At 40.5% G+C, this 17,830-nt stretch carries 16 protein-coding genes; 8 read left to right on the top strand and 8 right to left on the bottom strand.

Annotated features, from left to right (window positions below):
• Positions 1-472: 472 nt before the first annotated feature.
• Together MT390_RS15880 and MT390_RS15875 are read right to left on the bottom strand one after the other, a co-directional pair.
• Entirely contained in the window at positions 473-1,405 is a 933-nt protein-coding gene (locus MT390_RS15880; RefSeq protein ID WP_499442087.1) for a CPBP family intramembrane glutamic endopeptidase, read from the bottom strand.
• A gap of 167 nt (positions 1,406-1,572) precedes the next feature.
• Positions 1,573-2,751, bottom strand: coding sequence for a cystathionine beta-lyase (locus MT390_RS15875; RefSeq protein WP_499442086.1), 1,179 nt, complete (start codon positions 2,749-2,751; stop codon positions 1,573-1,575).
• 174 nt (positions 2,752-2,925) lie between these two features.
• On the opposite strand from MT390_RS15875, the gene MT390_RS15870 reads away from it, so the two are divergent.
• Positions 2,926-3,429: a YcxB family protein gene (locus MT390_RS15870; RefSeq protein WP_499442085.1), complete on the top strand. Its 504-nt coding sequence runs from the start codon at positions 2,926-2,928 to the stop codon at positions 3,427-3,429.
• Between the two features lie 25 nt (positions 3,430-3,454).
• Here MT390_RS15870 and MT390_RS15865 read toward each other — a convergent pair whose 3' ends face one another.
• Positions 3,455-4,324, bottom strand: coding sequence for a LysR family transcriptional regulator (locus tag MT390_RS15865; protein WP_166372163.1), 870 nt, complete (start codon positions 4,322-4,324; stop codon positions 3,455-3,457).
• A gap of 101 nt (positions 4,325-4,425) precedes the next feature.
• Here MT390_RS15865 and MT390_RS15860 point away from each other — a divergent pair, with 101 nt between their 5' ends.
• Positions 4,426-5,637, top strand: coding sequence for an MFS transporter (locus MT390_RS15860; protein ID WP_499442084.1), 1,212 nt, complete (start codon positions 4,426-4,428; stop codon positions 5,635-5,637).
• Positions 5,638-5,667: 30 nt separating this feature from the next.
• On the opposite strand, the gene MT390_RS15855 is transcribed toward MT390_RS15860, so the two are convergent.
• From MT390_RS15855 to MT390_RS15835, 5 genes are all read right to left on the bottom strand, one after another.
• Positions 5,668-6,003, bottom strand: coding sequence for an NGG1p interacting factor NIF3 (locus MT390_RS15855; protein ID WP_499442083.1), 336 nt, complete (start codon positions 6,001-6,003; stop codon positions 5,668-5,670).
• Positions 6,004-6,023: 20 nt separating this feature from the next.
• Positions 6,024-6,350 (bottom strand): hypothetical protein, encoded by a 327-nt coding sequence (locus tag MT390_RS15850; RefSeq protein ID WP_499442082.1) that lies wholly within the window; start codon positions 6,348-6,350, stop codon positions 6,024-6,026.
• Between the two features lie 148 nt (positions 6,351-6,498).
• Positions 6,499-7,332 (bottom strand): hypothetical protein, encoded by an 834-nt coding sequence (locus MT390_RS15845; RefSeq protein WP_499442080.1) that lies wholly within the window; start codon positions 7,330-7,332, stop codon positions 6,499-6,501.
• 2 nt (positions 7,333-7,334) lie between these two features.
• A complete protein-coding gene (gene truC / locus MT390_RS15840) occupies positions 7,335-8,114 on the bottom strand; it encodes a tRNA pseudouridine(65) synthase TruC (RefSeq protein ID WP_499442112.1) in 780 nt (259 codons plus the stop codon).
• A 118-nt stretch (positions 8,115-8,232) separates the two neighbouring features.
• Complete coding sequence (locus MT390_RS15835; protein WP_499442079.1) at positions 8,233-8,589, bottom strand: YqcC family protein; 357 nt, start codon at positions 8,587-8,589, stop codon at positions 8,233-8,235.
• Between the two features lie 365 nt (positions 8,590-8,954).
• Here MT390_RS15835 and MT390_RS15830 point away from each other — a divergent pair, with 365 nt between their 5' ends.
• From MT390_RS15830 to MT390_RS15805, 6 genes are all read left to right on the top strand, one after another.
• Complete coding sequence (locus MT390_RS15830; protein ID WP_166372158.1) at positions 8,955-9,617, top strand: GntR family transcriptional regulator; 663 nt, start codon at positions 8,955-8,957, stop codon at positions 9,615-9,617.
• A 4-nt stretch (positions 9,618-9,621) separates the two neighbouring features.
• Complete coding sequence (prpB, locus tag MT390_RS15825) at positions 9,622-10,494, top strand: methylisocitrate lyase (protein WP_166372157.1); 873 nt, start codon at positions 9,622-9,624, stop codon at positions 10,492-10,494.
• Positions 10,495-10,574: 80 nt separating this feature from the next.
• Positions 10,575-11,726 carry a bifunctional 2-methylcitrate synthase/citrate synthase gene (gene prpC / locus MT390_RS15820; protein WP_499442078.1) on the top strand — a complete coding sequence of 384 codons (1,152 nt, stop codon included), beginning with the start codon at positions 10,575-10,577 and terminating at the stop codon, positions 11,724-11,726.
• 5 nt (positions 11,727-11,731) lie between these two features.
• Positions 11,732-14,359 (top strand): Fe/S-dependent 2-methylisocitrate dehydratase AcnD, encoded by a 2,628-nt coding sequence (gene acnD / locus MT390_RS15815; protein ID WP_499442076.1) that lies wholly within the window; start codon positions 11,732-11,734, stop codon positions 14,357-14,359.
• Positions 14,352-15,557, top strand: coding sequence for a 2-methylaconitate cis-trans isomerase PrpF (prpF, locus tag MT390_RS15810; protein WP_499442075.1), 1,206 nt, complete (start codon positions 14,352-14,354; stop codon positions 15,555-15,557). The genes acnD and prpF overlap by 8 nt, the downstream gene beginning before the upstream one ends.
• A gap of 230 nt (positions 15,558-15,787) precedes the next feature.
• Entirely contained in the window at positions 15,788-17,692 is a 1,905-nt protein-coding gene (locus tag MT390_RS15805; protein ID WP_166372154.1) for a propionyl-CoA synthetase, read from the top strand.
• Positions 17,693-17,830: the final 138 nt, after the last annotated feature.

The raw sequence follows: 17,830 nt of genomic DNA, 5'->3' as shown, positions 1-17,830 counted from the left end.
CTTTTGACCTTACCTTCTTCACCCTTCGTGCCTTCGTGGTTAAATCGCCTTTGATTTTAAAAAAATAAGCAACCACGAAGCGCTGCGCTTCATGAATAACACGAAGAAAACCAACACAGACCAACCAAATAAATATTTGAAATTTTTTGACCTTACCTTCTTCACCCTTCGTGCCTTCGTGGTTAAATCGCCTTTGATTTTAAAAATAATAAGCAACCACGAAGCGCTGCGCTTCACGAAGAGCACGAAGAAAACCAAAAAAGACCAACCAAATAAATATTTAAAAAAGCTTTTGACCTTACCTTCTTCACCCTTCGTGCCTTCGTGGTTAACCCGCTTTTGATTTTAAAAATAATAAGCAACCACGAAGCGCTGCGCTTCACGAAGAGCACGAAGGAAAAACTTAAAAGTAGAAAAAATTATTATTTTGCTCTTACCTTCTTCACCCTTCGTGCCTTCGTGGTTTGCTTGCTTATGCCTGAAGCTTAATCATCGGATAGGTGAATAAAAAGAAGTGGCACACATTTACTAACCAATGACATAAGATTGCCCACTCTAAACGCTGGGTTTTATAAAAAATATAACCATAACCAAACCCTGCCACAGCTGAAACCAAAATGTAATTAACCCCGCCCATAAAGTGCGCCAGCGCAAAAATACAGGCAATGATGATAGGTGCGAGTATTGCAAATCGAGTAGATATGATTTGTTGTGAAAGCTTAGTTTGCAAAAGTCCTCTAAATAAAGCCTCTTCTGCAACGCAGGTAAAAAGTAAATTGATCGCAATAAATGCCAACCAAAAATCAGGTACTTTAGGGTTAAATCTGACAATACCAAGTAATAAAGCCACAATAAGTGTCGCTAAAATAGTACCGATAATGATTAGAGCAGGTTGTTTTAAAGTTAGTTTTTTTGAAGATAAACTTTTTGAGTCTATGCTCTTTAAATCTATGCTCTTTGAGTCTATGCCCTTTGAATCTAAAGTTCGCTGTCGTTTTGGCGCTAGCGTTGAAAAGTAGTAAGCGCTCAATAACAAACCCGCAATAGCCTTATCGAAGTTAGCGTAAAGCGTATAAGCGATAGCATCACTGCTAATTTGCTCATTAACAACAATCGGTAAGTTATTAAAACCAGGTACATAATGCAGTGCAAGACCCAATGCTGTGGCTATAAATAATATCGTTATTACTTTGTTTATTATGGGCTGTTTTATATTGAGTGTGCCGTAATATAAAGCAACATAAAACGTAATAGCCACCAGCCCAACTATATTGATATAACCTTCGAGAGCGGCACTGAGCATACTCAACATCAATAACCATAGCCAAACTGGTTGCTTAAAAAATGCTATTTTGCAGAACGGAAACACAGATAAAATCGCTAGGCCTAAAATATAAAAAGTCATTATATTGTGCTCATTTTTATTTTCTTGTTAATCGGCTGCTGAGTTGAGTTCGCTCAATGTGATAAATAGCGAATGCTAAAACACAAAAGGAGCCTAAATGGCCCCTTCTTTCGATTCATTCAATAAGCATAAACTGATTATGCGAATTTAAGCTAGCTAGTTACTTACTATTTATTTAGCACAGCATTAAAACGATCAAAACCTGCTTCTAAATCGGCAATTAAATCATCAGGACTCTCTAAACCAATATGTACACGGATCAAAGGTTTACTGCTATCCCATTTGGTCACAGTTCTAATCTTATCGATACCCGATACACTTAAAATTAAGCTTTCAAATCCACCCCATGAAAAGCCCATTTTAAAATGATGCATATTCTCGACTAAAGCCGTTAAAGCATGACTATTACCTTCTTTTAACACAAAGGAAAATAATCCATTTGACGCGCTAAAATCACGTTTAAAGAACTCATGCCCAGGACAAGATTCAAAGGCAGGATGGCGAATATGATCCACTTCTGGACGTGTAGCTAACCAGTTGGCAACTTGTAATGCATTCTTTTCATGCTGCGCCATTCTCACACCTAATGTGCGAAGACCACGACTGGCAAGGTACACATCATCCGGTGATGTACATTGCCCCATCAAATAACTGTTTTCACGTAACTGCTCCCAATGTGCTTCATTCGAGGTCGCAGTTCCCATCATCACATCGGAGTGCCCTACTATGTATTTGGTCGCCGCTTGAATAGAAATATCAACGCCCATATCAAATGGACGAGAGTTAATTGGTGAAGCCCAGGTATTATCTAACATCACTACCACACCGTGCTCGTGGGCGATTTTACTCAATGTCGGTACGTCTTGGATTTCCATGGTGATTGAACCTGGAGATTCTAAAAATAATACTTTGGTATTGTCTTGAATAAGGTCTTTAATGCCAGCACCAATCATTGGGTCATAGTAGGTGGTTTCTATACCAAAGCCAGCGAGTAAAGTGTCACACAATGCCCGCGTTGGTTCATAAGCACTATCAACCATTAATAGATGGTCGCCAGATTTTAAGAAAGACATAAGTGAATTACTAATTGCTGCAGAGCCCGATGGGTATAAAGCGGTACCTACGCCACCTTCTAATTCTGAAATGGCAGCTTGAAATGCAAAATGTGTTGGTCCACCACGGCGACCGTAAAACAATGAACCGTTTGCTTTATTTTTTGCAGCAAAACGCATCTCTTCCATGGTTTCAAATGTCATGGTAGACGCACGCACTACCGGTGGATTAATCACGCCATTTGCCCATTTTTTATCACGGCCTAAAGTTACTATCTGCGTTTCTTTTTTCATTTTACCAATCCATCCCATTATTAATAAAGCATTGAAGAATATGATTATATGTTACCACTTCAAATGAAGATAAACAGCGACAAAATTATCATAAGATAGTCTCGATAAATTAGCTCACGGTGGAGAGAAGAAGGTATAATCGTTATTTATATTTTTAGACAAGATAGGTTAAGCATGCAGTTTGAAACGCACTTTATATTAGACCGAGCACATTATGGCGAATGCTTTGACCAATCGATGCTATTAAAAGGACCACAAAAGCCGCGTTTAGTGTTTATGGCAGGTTTAATTTTAGCGGGTTTGTTTTTTTTGTTTGCAACTGAAGTGCAAGGTTTACTAGCATGGTTTTTCTTTGGGATTGCGGTATTAGAATATTTTAGCTTTAAATACCGTCGTTCATGGTGGTTAATGCGACAAATGATGAGTAAAAACGCAGGTAACAAAATCACCCTTATTTTCGATGAACAAGGTATTGAAAATAAAAGTGTTTACATCAACAACCAATTATCTTGGCAGTCTATTAATAGTTTTTGTGAAACAGATGTAGGCTTTATGCTGAATTTAGAGCAAGGTGGACAACAATATTTGAGTAAATCTTGTTTAGATGCACCTATTCAAGATTATATAGAAAAGCAGTTAAGTGGTAAAAAGGTGACTGCCCCATCGCAAATTAAGTAATCAGTTATCTATCACACAGACCCCTTTAGTGATTTTGTTTAACAAACTCTAAGAAGGTTCGATCAGCTATAGATAAGTAGCCTTTCTTCCTCCATGCGATGGAAATATCAAGGAAGATAGGCTCTTCAAAAGGAATGGAAATAATATCGGGCTCTTTTTCAGTCGCGAGTTCAAGTAAGGCTGAAATGGCAAAATCACGTTTTACAATCTTCAGCATAACCGCCAGTAAATTAGTCTCAAAGGAGAAGTTAGCCGTTAATTTTTGTTGTCGGCAAATATCATCTAATATTTCACGGTGAAAGTACCCCTGCTTAAACATGATTAACTCTTGAGAAAAGAATTCTGCAAAGGAAAGTGACTTTTTATCGGCAAACTCATGTTCAGTATGCACCACAGCTACCATTTGTGAACGGATCAGATGTTCTGAATCCAATGCTTCCGGCAAGTTACGCGCTTGGATAATCCCTAGGTCAATATCGCCATCGAGTAACATTTTTTGTATCGACTGCGCACCAGCTTCAATCATCACCAGTTTTAATTTAGGATAGCGGCTTTTAAATGCCATTAGTACATCGGGAAAATAATAGGAGCCCATGATACTGGGCACACCTAACCGTACTTCCCCCTTCTCTAGCCCTCTTAATTCTTTCATGGCAAGCGTTGCATCATCTAATTGTTGAATGATCTGTTTTGCATGACCCAGCAATATTTCACCTTCATGAGTAAGCGTAATTTTTCGTTCATTACGACGAAACAGATCCAGCTCTAGTTGTGCTTCTAATTTTTTAATTGCAACACTCAAAGCAGGTTGTGCGATATGAAGCGCCTTAGCCGCATGGGTGATATTTTGATACTTTGCTACTGCAGCAAAATAGGTGAGAAGTCTTGTATCCATACTATAACCAAAAACTATTGAAGTGATAATTATTATATATTTTCACTATTCCCAGTAACTTGCTACTGTTTTGCTCTTGTTTCCTATTGGTGATCACGTTGATGATTGAGTTTCGCAGTAAAGCCTATTATAAAGTTAGTGCCGCACTCGCTTTTGGTTCATTTTTAGTATTTTGTAATCTCTATTTATTTCAACCTATGTTACCCGTTTTAGCGGATCACTTTGCTGTATCTGCTACCCACATCAACTGGTTATTAGCTGCGGGCACCTTGACCCTAGCATTAATGTTATTACCTTGGGCCTTTGCCTCTGAACGAATAGGCCGCCGCAAAGTGCTGCTAATTAGTTTGTTTTTATTACCCGCCATTGGTTTAACTTCATTACTGACTGACAGTTTATTATTGCTGATCATTAGCCGCGCTTTAATGGGCATGGCGCTGGCTGGGTTCACCGCTGTCGCTGTTGCTTATATGGCTGAGGAGTTTTCAGCAAAAGCTTTTAGTCACGGTATTGGTGCGTATATCAGTGCCAACTCTTTAGGTGGAATTTCAGGGCGTTTATTTGGTGGCATGCTTACGGACTATTTCGATTGGCAAACAGCGGTGGCTTGTATGGCGCTGCTAAGCTTAATTGGTGCGGTAGTGGTTGCTTGGGTGTTACCTCAACCTAATCAGCAAAATACAATACAAAGCAGTCCTTTATCTCAATACCACCATATTATTATTGAGCATTTAAAGAATAAAAAAATCTATTTTGCGATGTTAATTGGGGGAGTCAATTTTGCCATTTTTATTAATTTATATACGGTGACAGGGTTTCGCTTAGTCAGTGAACCTTATGCGATGCCTGTTAGTATCGCGGCGATGATTTTCTTATGTTACTTATCGGGAACGGTCAGCTCTCGCCTAGTGGGAATATGGTGTCAACGATTTAGCCCTATTACAGGTATGTTAGCTGGTGCAATAATGGGGTTATTAGGCATGCTAGTCGCTAGCCATGATTCCTTAGTGGTCATTTTTATTGGCTTAAATTTATTAAGTTTTGGGGCTTTCTTCACCCACTCTTTAGCTTACGGCTGGGTTAGCCAACAGGCAAAAAGATCTAAAGCCACAGCGACTGCGTTATACCTAGTTCATTATTATGTTTCCGGCAGCTTGGGCGGTTTCTATCTGATTTACTGCTGGCAACATGGTGGATGGACGCAAGTAGTAATTGGTGCGGGGTTATTATACGCAGTTGTATTTTGGTTATGCTGGCGTTTAGGGCATTTTGTACATGACAAAAAAGAGCACACCTTGCAGGCGGCACAGTAAGTTATTTACGTTATTGATTAAGGTTATTTATTAGGAACCTTTATTAAAGCTATCTAAGGTAACAATAGGTAGCGCACCATAGGCGACTTCTTGATAAGGATGAGCCTTGATTAATGCGCTCAATGCGGCTTTAAGTCGATTTTCTTTACACACCATTTCAACTCTGTATTCATTTAATTTGCTTAACTCATCTGGCTGTCCAATATGCGGAGTCGCATTTTCTGATGGCTTAAATTGTCCTTTCCCTAAGATTTGCCAAGCACATTGTTGATACTCGCCAAGGTCACCCGCTCCCGCATCAAACATCGCTTTTTTCACGGCATCGAGTGCATTTTCAGGTACATAAAAATAAATTTGATACAGCATATATTCCCTATACTTTTACGTTAGCGAGTTTTAGCACTTGCTCGCTTAGCAATGATAAAGCCCCCCCAGCAAGGCAAACAAACGATCATAGTTGAGAGAATATCAAACCATGAATGGTAGTGTAAGACGGTCATCAACCAGCCATAAATGAGGACACTAAGCAATGCATAAAACCCGACACTATAACTAAAGCTTAATAGCGCACAGGCTATCACCATTACCGCGGCGGTATGGGAACTAAAGTTAGCCCCCATTGCTAACCACCATCCAAAATGAAACTCTATGAAAGCGAAACCATAAACAGCCAAGTAAGCAATGATTAAAGATAATGCTAAACTTTTACTCATCTTTGTTCTTAAATAATACACACAAAATAGCGCTAATAGAGGCGAATACAAATCGGCAATAATCGCTAACATATTAAACTATCTCTAGTGTACTGAGGCTGTGTTTTAATTATAGAGTCTGGCTGCACTTTAGGTCTCTGGCTGTACTTTAAAGCTCGGCTTTAGCTTTAGAATAATCAACAGTATGATCGCAATTACCTTGTTTTTCACAATCATTAACACCGTCATGGTCAAGGTCCCAGCTTTCATGGATCGCGGTAATACGTCTAAAGGTCGCATTCTTATCATCCTTCGGATCTAATGCCACCAGCTGTAATGTTATTTCATTTTGTTGTGTTGGGTACTGTGCTGCCGTTTGATCTGGGCCTAGACTTTTAAAGTTAACCTGGATTGAGCCTTCTTGTACAAATACATTATTTTTCACCACACTACTTTCTTTTAATGTAATTTTTTCTTCTTTAATGCGGTTCCCCAATAACACAGAACTTAGGTGTTTGGCTTGCTGGCTAGTAAAATCATAAGAAAAAAGTCCAACATAAACAAACACACTATTCCCAGCAGTATTGATAATAAAAGGCGCAGCAAAATAAGTGAGATCTTTGGTGTGCTTATCTAACAATGTTACTTTGCTGATATTGAGGTAAACAGATCCACGATCATAAACGGCCTCATTACCGTCGCTAGCCGCTTTTACTAAAGTTTCATAATGACCGCGAAAATAAACGTAATCCTCTATTTGTTCAACTTTATTCAAGCTAACTAAGCGTTCGCTGTCAGGGTAAACAATAGCAACCGGATGAGGTTTAGATAAAGATTGGAATATCACCTGTTGTGTTGGTGTTTTACAAACAGCTTCTTGTGCATCCCATAATCCATCAATATTGGCACAGGCTTCCGGAGTATTAGCGCGATTTTGCAAAAAATAAGCAACTATCATAATCAACACTAGGCCGAGTAGTACTTTATTCAAGGTTGTAAACATAGTTATTCTCTAAACTTATAAGGTAAATTAATATCAGACAACACGCGTAAAAAGTCACCGGTTATTGGTGCGTGTACCTCAATTTTTTGCTCTGTTTTAGGGTGAGTAAAACTCAAGTATGCAGCATGTAATAATAAACGATGAATAGCAAAGTTCTCTCTGAACATAGTATTGTGTTTACCATCTCCGTGCGAGGTATCACCAACAATAGGGTGACGCAAATGCTTCATGTGTCGGCGTAATTGATGTTTACGTCCGGTTTTAGGTATTAGCTCCATCAGTGCATAACGAGAAGCGGGATAAGGGCCAACAGCAATTGGGATTTCAGTTTTAGCTAAACAGCGGTATTCAGTCACTGCCTCCTGCGGAGGTTTGGTCATATCGGCTTTTTTATCTGCTATTTTATCGTACTGATATTTGAGGGGGTAATCTAAAATCCCTTGGTCGAGATGACCTCGAACCACGGCAAGATAATTTTTCTCGGTAGTTTGATCGATAAACTGCTGCATTAAATGCCTTGCACTGTCTTTGTCTAATACAAATAACAATACACCTGAAGTCGGTCTGTCTAAACGATGTACTGGATAAACGTGTTGACCGATTTGGTCACGCAGCTTTTGCACAGCAAACTCGGTGGCGTGGGTATCCAACCAACTACGATGTACTAGCAAACCAGAAGGTTTGTTGATCGCAACGACATAATCATCTTGATATAAAATTTCTAACTCAGGTGTACTGCTTTGCACACTAATATCCTGTTGCTCAGCAACCGTGGCTAACATGCCCTCTATATTATCTAAGTTGTCTAGATGGTCAAAATTGTCTGATTGATCAAGGGTGTCAGGTTGATCAGGGTTGTCTGGGCCTTCAATGCCTGCAGTTGTTTTTTGTTGCGTCATATTATTCACTTACTAATAAATCGATTGTCGACAATAATTTAAAAATGGCTACGTCGTTAGGCAACACCTGAGCCGCCATCGGCGCAATACAGAGTGTCGATGGTAATGTTGATGGCTGTTTTAGCATCTGTTTAAAACGCACTAAAAAAATAAACTGCAGCCATTGTGGAAACGTCAAAGTATCAATTGCAAAAGGTTGAACACTGGCTAATTGTTGTTCGCTAGGCGCTTCATCTTGCCAGTATCCTCGATGCTTTAACAGGAGAGCGAGTTGATCTAATAAGTCCAACAGTTGGTGCGATTTTAGTAGTGCAGACGTTACAGGTAGTGATTGATTTAGTCTATTTGCAGTTGACATGATTTAGGCGCCTATATAATAAGCGGCTAATATACCCGTGATACCTCAAGATGCAAAGTCAGCGCGAAAATTAACACTCACTCTACCAACCCATCTTATTAATAATATTCCCCAACTGTTCACTCCATGTTGTCGTTTCTTTCTTCCCTTCGTCAAATTTATCATTGATACAGCATCTTTTAGTTATGTTACCAATGATTAATGTTTTATATAAAAAAGACTATTACCCGTTTTGTGATCAACTAGATTCTTTTAAAATAAAATTCGCTAAAAAACCGAAATTGTTGACAATATTGTTGATAATCATATTTAAAGGGTTACTATTTACGCATAAAACACAAATAGTGTTAACAATAAGAAGAGTTATGATAGAAAACAAAGACCCAATAAAATCAGATAATTTAACGGCTCGCTTGATAGAAGCGATCGTCAATGGAGAATATCCGCCGGGAAGTAAAATATCTGAACCAGAGTTAGCGCGTGTCTTTGACGTGAGCCGAGGCCCTTTACGTGAAGCAATGATGCGCGTTGAATCATTAAATTTAGTGGAACGCGTTCCTCATGTAGGTGCTCGCGTTGTCACACTGAGCTTAGACAAACTAGTAGAAATTTATGCAGTACGTGAAGCACTAGAGGGAATGGCGGCGAATCTTGCTTGTAAATATATTACCGATGCTGAAATAACAGTATTAGAGGATTTATTAAATCGCCATCAATCACATATAGAACAGGTTGATGGTGCTTCATATTTTTATCAACAAGGCGATTTTGATTTTCACTACTTGATTATTCAAGCCAGTAAGAATCACCAATTGATTGCATTATTATGCGACCAGTTATATCACCTAGTGAGAATGTATCGTTATCAATCGCCTCGTTCGCACGCACGCCCTGAAAAAGCCTTATACGAACATTTTGCTATTTTGAACGCAATCAAAGCACGCGATCCGGAATTAGCGGAAATGTTAATGCGCAGACATATTAAAAACAGTCGACTATTAATTGAAAACGAATTGTTAGAGGAGTAACACCATGAGTCCAGGTAAAAAATTTAGACAAGCCATTAGCAATAATAAACCACTGCAAGTAGTGGGCACCATTAATCCATATTGCGCAATGATGGCAGAGCAACTTGGTCATCAAGCGATTTATCTTTCAGGTGGCGGTGTCGCTAATGCCTCTTACGGCTTGCCTGATTTAGGCATGACCTCTTTAAATGATGTGATTGCAGATGTGCAGCGCATTACGTCAGCCTCTAGTTTGCCTCTATTAGTGGATATTGATACAGGCTGGGGCGGCGCATTTAATATTGCAAAAACTATTCGTGATATGGAAAAAGCAGGTGCAGCAGCGGTTCATATTGAAGACCAAGTAGCTCAAAAACGTTGCGGACATCGTCCTAATAAAGAGATTGTTTCAACGCAAGAGATGGTTGACCGAATTAAATCAGCCGTTGATGCTCGTACTGATAAAGATTTCTTCATCATGGCGCGTACCGATGCGTTCGCTCAAGAAGGGTTAGAAGCAGCCATTACACGAGCACAGGCTTATGTTGCTGCAGGCGCCGATGGCATTTTTGCTGAAGCGATAAAAACTGAAGAACATTACCGTGCATTTGCAGCCGCATTAGATGTGCCTATTCTCGCCAATATTACTGAATTTGGTGAAACTGAATTATGGAATAAACAGCAGTTAGGTGAATGGGGTTGCGCAATGGTGTTGTACCCACTGTCAGCTTTTAGAGCGATGAATAAAGCCGCTGAATTAGTCTATAAAACACTATTAGCAGACGGTGACCAAAAAGCAGTGATCGATACCATGCAAACACGCATGGAGCTTTATGATTATTTAGGTTATCACGATTACGAACAAAAGTTAGATGCCCTCTTTTCTAGTGAAAAGTAGCAATTAATAAGTAGCAAAGAACAAATACGGCGAGTTTATATAGACGCAATAAGTAAGTAATACCAACTATTAAGGAAAATATGATGAGTGATAAAAATATTGGCGGTGCAGGATTACGTGGTCAAAGCGCTGGCGAGACAAAGTTATGTACAGTCGGACAGTCTGGAAGTGGTTTAACTTATTGCGGTTATGATGTGGCTGATCTTGCTGAGAATACTACCTTTGAAGAGGTCGCATATTTATTATTTAATGGCGAACTACCAACCCAAGCGCAACTCGATGAGTATAAAAAAACATTATTTGCAATGCGTGACTTGCCAGATGCATTAAAAACAGTATTAAAGCTGATACCAGCCGATACACACCCGATGGATGTAATGAGAACCGGTTGTTCATTTTTAGGTAACCTAGAGCCTGAACAGGATTTTTCTCAACAGACACATGCCGCTAACCGTTTATTGGCGGCTTTCCCTGCGATCATGTGTTACTGGTATAAATTCTCACATCAAGGGATTGAAATAGATTGTGTCACTGATCAAGACAGCCTGGGTGGACATTTTCTAAAATTGCTTAATGGTGAAACTGCCTCTAAGCAACATCAGCGCGTGATGGATGTTTCCCTCATTTTATATGCTGAGCACGAATTTAATGCATCTACCTTTGCAGCTCGTGTTTGTGCATCAACGTTATCAGATCTATTTTCATGTGTGACAGGTGCTATCGGTACCTTACGTGGCCCCCTTCATGGTGGAGCAAATGAAGCGGCAATGGATATGATTGAAAAATTCAGTTCGCCACAGGACGCTAAAGTAAAAATGGCAGAAATGTTAGCTCGCAAAGAGAAAATTATGGGCTTTGGCCATGCCGTATACAGAACCTCAGATCCACGCAACATCATTATTAAAAAATGGTCTGAAAAACTCGCTCAAGAAAATGGCGACAGTAGCTTATATGATATTTCCGTCGCCTGTGAAGAGTTTATGTGGGATACCAAAAAGCTATTTTGTAATGCCGATTTTTTCCATGCTTCAACTTATAACTATCTCGGCATTCCTACCAAATTATTTACACCTATTTTTGTTTGTTCACGTTTAACAGGATGGGCGGCTCATATTATGGAGCAACGTTCAAATAACCGTATTATCCGCCCAAGTGCAGATTATACGGGCAGTGAACCACGCGTCGTCACTCCTATTGAAACACGTGAAAAAGCAACCGTAATGCAAGGATAAATGTGATGAACAATACTCAATATCGCAAACCGCTAGCAGGCAGCAATATAGACTATTTTGATACGCAACAAGCTGTGGATGAGATTAAACCTGGCGCTTATCAAAAATTACCTTATACCTCACGGGTATTCGCTGAAAATTTAGTTCGCCGTTGTGATCCTAAGGATTTGCATGATTCGCTATTACAGCTAATAGAACGTAAACAAGATTTAGATTTTCCTTGGTACCCAGCGCGTGTTGTTTGCCATGATATTTTAGGTCAAACAGCCTTGGTTGATCTGGCCGGTTTACGCGATGCGATTGCAGCAAAAGGTGGCGATCCCGCTAAGGTTAATCCAGTAGTACCGACTCAACTGATTGTGGATCATTCATTAGCAGTTGAACACGCGGGCTTCGAAAAAGATGCCTTTGAAAAAAACCGAGCGATAGAAGATAGACGAAATGAAGATCGCTTTCATTTTATCAATTGGACCAAAAAAGCCTTTGAAAATATTGATGTGATCCAACCCGGCAACGGCATTATGCATCAAATTAATTTAGAAAAAATGTCGCCGGTTATTCAAAGCCGAGACGGTGTTGCTTTCCCCGACACGCTTGTAGGAACAGACAGTCATACACCACATGTTGATGCACTGGGTGTCATTGCAGTGGGTGTGGGAGGCTTAGAAGCAGAAAGCGTTATGTTAGGTCGCCCTTCTTATATGCGCCTACCTAATATTGTAGGCGTTAATTTATTTGGTAAACGCCAAGAAGGCATTACAGCTACGGACATTGTTTTAGCGATCACTGAGTTTCTTCGCCAACAAAAAGTAGTATCTTGTTATTTAGAGTTTTATGGTGAAGGTGCTGCTGATTTAACGTTAGGTGATCGAGCAACTATTTCCAACATGACCCCTGAATTTGGGGCTTCTGCTGGCATGTTTTATATCGATCAGAAAACTATCGATTACTTACGTTTAACAGGTCGAGAAGAAAAACAGATAAAACTCGTTGAAAACTACGCAAAACAAACAGGCCTTTGGGCTGATGCATTAAAAGAAGCGCAGTATGAACGTGTACTGAACTTTGATTTATCTGCCGTTGGACGCAATATCGCAGGACCTTCTAACCCGCATCGTCGCGTTGCCACTGCAGACCTTGTTAGCAAAGGTATTGCAGGTGTAATGGATAAACATGAGGATGGAAGTACTAAGATGCCCGATGGTGCTTGTATTATCGCGGCCATTACCAGTTGTACTAATACCTCTAACCCACGCAATGTGATTGCGGCAGCGTTGTTAGCAAGAAATGCCAATAAGTTAGGATTAACCCGCAAACCTTGGGTTAAAACCTCTTTAGCACCGGGTTCAAAAGCGGTGCAGTTGTACCTTGAAGAAGCAAATTTATTAACTGAATTAGAGCAGCTTGGTTTTGGCATTGTTGGGTTTGCTTGTACTACTTGTAATGGTATGAGTGGCGCGTTAGATCCTAAAATACAGCAAGAAATTATTGATCGAGACCTGTACAGCACCGCGGTGCTTTCCGGTAATCGTAACTTTGATGGACGTATTCATCCCTATGCTAAACAAGCATTTATCGCTTCCCCTCCCCTTGTAGTGGCTTATGCGATTGCAGGCACGATACGTTTTGATATAGAAAAAGATGCGCTAGGTGTTGACGCTCAAGGTAATAACATCACTTTAAAAGATATTTGGCCAAGTGATGCTGAAATTGATCAAGTGATTAAAGAAAGTGTTAAACCGGAGCAATTTAGAGCCGTCTATGAGCCGATGTTTGATATTAAAGTTGATTACGGTAATGACGTTGCCGCTATTGACCCACTTTATGATTGGCGACCTCAAAGTACCTATATTCGCCGCCCTCCATATTGGGAAGGTGCATTAGCAGGTGAGCGCGCTTTAAAAGGCATGCGCCCATTAGCTGTGCTTGGAGACAATATCACCACGGATCACTTATCGCCTTCTAATGCCATTATGTTAGATAGTGCAGCGGGTGCTTACCTCGATAAAATGGGATTACCTGAAGTAGATTTTAATTCCTATGCAACTCATCGAGGTGACCATTTAACAGCGCAACGTGCCACCTTTGCGAATCCTAAATTATTTAACGAAATGGTCACTAATAATGGTGAAGTAACACAGGGTTCACTGGCACGTGTTGAGCCTGAGGGTGAAGTAAAACGCATGTGGGAAGCGATTGAAACCTATATGCAACGTAAACAACCTTTGATCATTGTCGCCGGTGCAGATTATGGACAAGGTTCTTCTCGCGACTGGGCAGCCAAAGGGGTTCGTCTAGCTGGTGTTGAAGTAATTGTTGCTGAAGGATTTGAGCGTATTCATCGTACCAACTTAGTGGGTATGGGTGTGCTTCCAGTAGAGTTTATTAATAATGAAAATCGCCATACCTATGCCATTGATGGTACTGAAACCTTTGATGTGATTGGCGACCGTAGCCCAGGCGCGCAACTTACTTTAGTGATTAACCGAGTTAACGGTGACGTTGTAAATGTTCTAGTAAAATGTCGTCTTGATACCGCTGAAGAAGTGTCTATTTACGATGCGGGAGGCATTTTACAACGTTTTGCCGAAGATTTTCTGCAATCATCGCAGCAAGGAGCCGAACATGAGTAATACGTTAACAAGCGCTGCAAAAACATTTCAACCTCAGATCAAAATAGCAGCGACTTATATGCGTGGGGGCACCAGTAAAGGATTATTTTTTAACCTGCATGACCTTCCTGAAGTTGCACAGCAAGCAGGACAAGCACGCGATGCATTGTTGTTGCGTGTTATCGGTAGCCCAGATCCCTACGGCAAACAAACAGATGGCTTAGGTGGAGCAACATCTAGTACCAGTAAAACGGTCATTGTTTCTGAAAGTGATAAAGCCGATCACGATGTTGATTACCTATTTGGTCAAGTTGCAATTGATAAAGCCTTTATCGACTGGAGTGGTAATTGCGGCAATTTGTCTGCTGCCGTGGGTGCATTTGCTATCCATGCGGGCCTGATTGAACCGGCTAATATTCCTTACAATGGTTTTGCAGTGGTACGAATATGGCAAGTTAATATCAGTAAAACTATTATTGCGCATATCCCTATTTGTAATGGCCAAGTACAAGAAATTGGTGATTTTGAATTAGATGGCGTGACCTTCCCTGCCGCGGAAATTGTAGTGGAATTTGTCGATCCCTCAGATGCTGATAATGCCATGTTTCCAACCAATAATTTGGTGGATCAATTACATGTTCCTGATATTGGTACTTTTGAGGCGACCATGATTAACGCAGGTATCGCTACGGTATTTTTAGAGGCCAAAGCTTTGGGTTATCTCGGTACTGAAGGACAAGATGCCATTAATTCTGATGCTGATGCATTACAAAAATTTGAAACGATTCGTGCCCATGCGGCTATGAAAATGGGCTTAATTAAGCACTTAGATGAAGCGGCTTCACGTCAACATACGCCAAAAATAGCATTTGTCAGCCCTGCTCATGATTATGTTGCTTCAAGTGGCAAACAGATCAGCAAGGCGCAGATTGACCTCAATGTACGAGCGTTATCAATGGGTAAATTACACCATGCGATGATGGGGACAGCTGCCGTAGCAATTGGTACCGCAGCTGCGATACCTGGCACATTAGTGAATATTGCGGCAGGAGGAGGCGAGCATCAATCAATCACTTTTGGACACCCTTCGGGAACTTTAAAGGTAGGAGCAAAAGCGACTCAACAACAGGGTCAATGGATTGTTGAGAAAGCAACAATGAGTCGTAGTGCTCGAATATTAATGGAAGGTTGGGTAAGAGTGCCTGCATCAACAATATAAAAGGCGCTTTAGCATCAATCGACTGCTAGCCACTATCAATAATGGCTAGCATGCAAAGGAAACGTATCAACAGAAAATTAGGCCAGATAAAAGAGGTCGTTGTCATCGCTATCTGATGTTAATGACTATTGCGTGGTTAATCTCTAGCTATTGAATAGTTATTAAGTAGTTATTGATGATAACGCAATCACAACACCTCTTTATCATGATTAATTAAAAGGAAGATAATTATGTCTGCATATCAAAAAGAATTTGAGCAAGCGAAAAATAATCCAGAAAAATTTTGGGAAGAGCAAGCAAAAGCAATTGAATGGTATAAATTTCCAAAAACTATCTTACAAAAAGATGAAAACGGCATCGACCGTTGGTATGCAGATGGCCAATTAAATACTTGTTTCCTTGCCTTAGATTATCACGTTATTAATGGTCGAGCAGAGCAAACAGCCTTGATCTATGATTCGCCGGTCACTGGGAAAAAGCAACATTACAGCTATCAACAATTAACCGATCAAGTGGCTCGTACCGCAGGTATGCTTGCTGATCTGGGTGTTGTTAAAGGGGATCGCGTTATTATTTATATGCCAATGATCCCAGAAGCAGTAATGGCGATGCTTGCCTGTGCCCGCTTGGGCGCAATACATTCAGTGGTATTTGGTGGTTTTGCTGCAAATGAATTAGCGATTAGACTCGAAGATGCAGAGCCAAAAGTGATTATGACAGCGTCCTGTGGAATCGAAGTACAAAAAATCATTCCTTATATGCCAATGGTCAATAAAGCGATCATGGACAGTCGCTGGAAACCTGAAAAAGTGATCGTATTGCAGCGTGAACAATGCCCTGCTGAGCTTAACAGCAACCCAGGAGTAGAAGATCGTGATTTAGATTGGTCGTTACAATTAGAAAAATCCATGGCACATGATTGCGTGCCCGTGAATGCAAACGATCCGCTTTATGTATTATATACCTCTGGTACAACCGGAAAACCGAAGGGCGTGGTACGTGAACATGGCGGACATGCAGTCTCAATGAAGTACAGTATGTCGACAATTTATAACGCAAAACCAGGTGACGTATTTTGGGCGGCTTCGGATGTTGGTTGGGTAGTAGGACATTCTTATATCGTTTACGCTCCGCTTATTCACGGCTGCACCACCGTATTGTATGAAGGAAAACCAGTTAGAACACCTGATCCAGCGGCTTTCTGGCGAGTGTGTGAAGAACACCATGTTAATATTTTATTTTCTGCTCCGACTGCATTTAGAGCGATTAAAAAAGAAGATCCTGAGGGCGAATTGATTAAGCAATATCCGATGCCTGCATTACGTACCATCTTTATGGCCGGCGAGCGTTTAGACCCACCCACGTTAAAATGGGTAGAGCAAAAAACGCAGCGACCAGTGGTCGATCATTGGTGGCAAACGGAAACGGGTTGGGCTATTTCAGGCAATCCCCTTGGTTTGGAAAAATTTCCATTGAAACCTGGTTCTTCGACTAAACCAACCCCAGGTTTTGATGTGCAAATTTTAGATGAACTAGGTGATCAAGTTCCCGTCAATACACAGGGCATTATTGTTATAAAATTACCCTTACCACCGGGTTGTTTAGCAACGGTTTGGCGTAACCATGATCGCTTTCAAAGTGGTTATTTAACACAGTTTCCTGGTTATTATGTTTCCGGTGACGGTGGCTATATTGATTCCGACGGTTACTTGTTTGTGATGGGCAGAACCGATGATGTAATTAATGTGGCAGGGCATCGTTTATCTACCGGTGAGATGGAAGAAATCTTGAGTGCTCATGATGATGTCGCCGAATGTGCCGTAATTGGTGCGCATGACGAATTAAAAGGACAGATCCCCTTTGGCTTTGTAGTACTCAAAGATGGCCACTATTCAGTAGATGGTAATGTGGAAAAAGAGTTATTACAAAAAATGCGCGATGAAATAGGCGCGGTGGCGAGCTTTAGAAAAGTAGTGATTGTTAATCGCTTGCCTAAAACACGCTCGGGGAAAGTATTACGTCGAACAATTAAACAGGTTGCAGATGGAGAAAAATACGTCACGCCATCAACCATTGACGATCCAACTAGTTTGACTGAAATAGAGAATGTGTTTAATCAAAACAGACAAATTTAGATTCACGTAAATACGAAGAAAAACTAAACAATAAACGCTGTAGTAGTTGCTATTATATTTATTGTTTAGAGCTTATCTTCTTTACCCTTGGTGCCTTCGTGGTTCATTGCCTTTTGACTTTAAAAACTCAAGCAACCA

Source organism: Vibrio sp. 2-Bac 85 (assembly GCF_037546705.1).
GTDB lineage: Bacteria > Pseudomonadota > Gammaproteobacteria > Enterobacterales > Psychromonadaceae > Psychromonas.
This window is presented reverse-complemented; position numbering and strand designations above follow the sequence as displayed.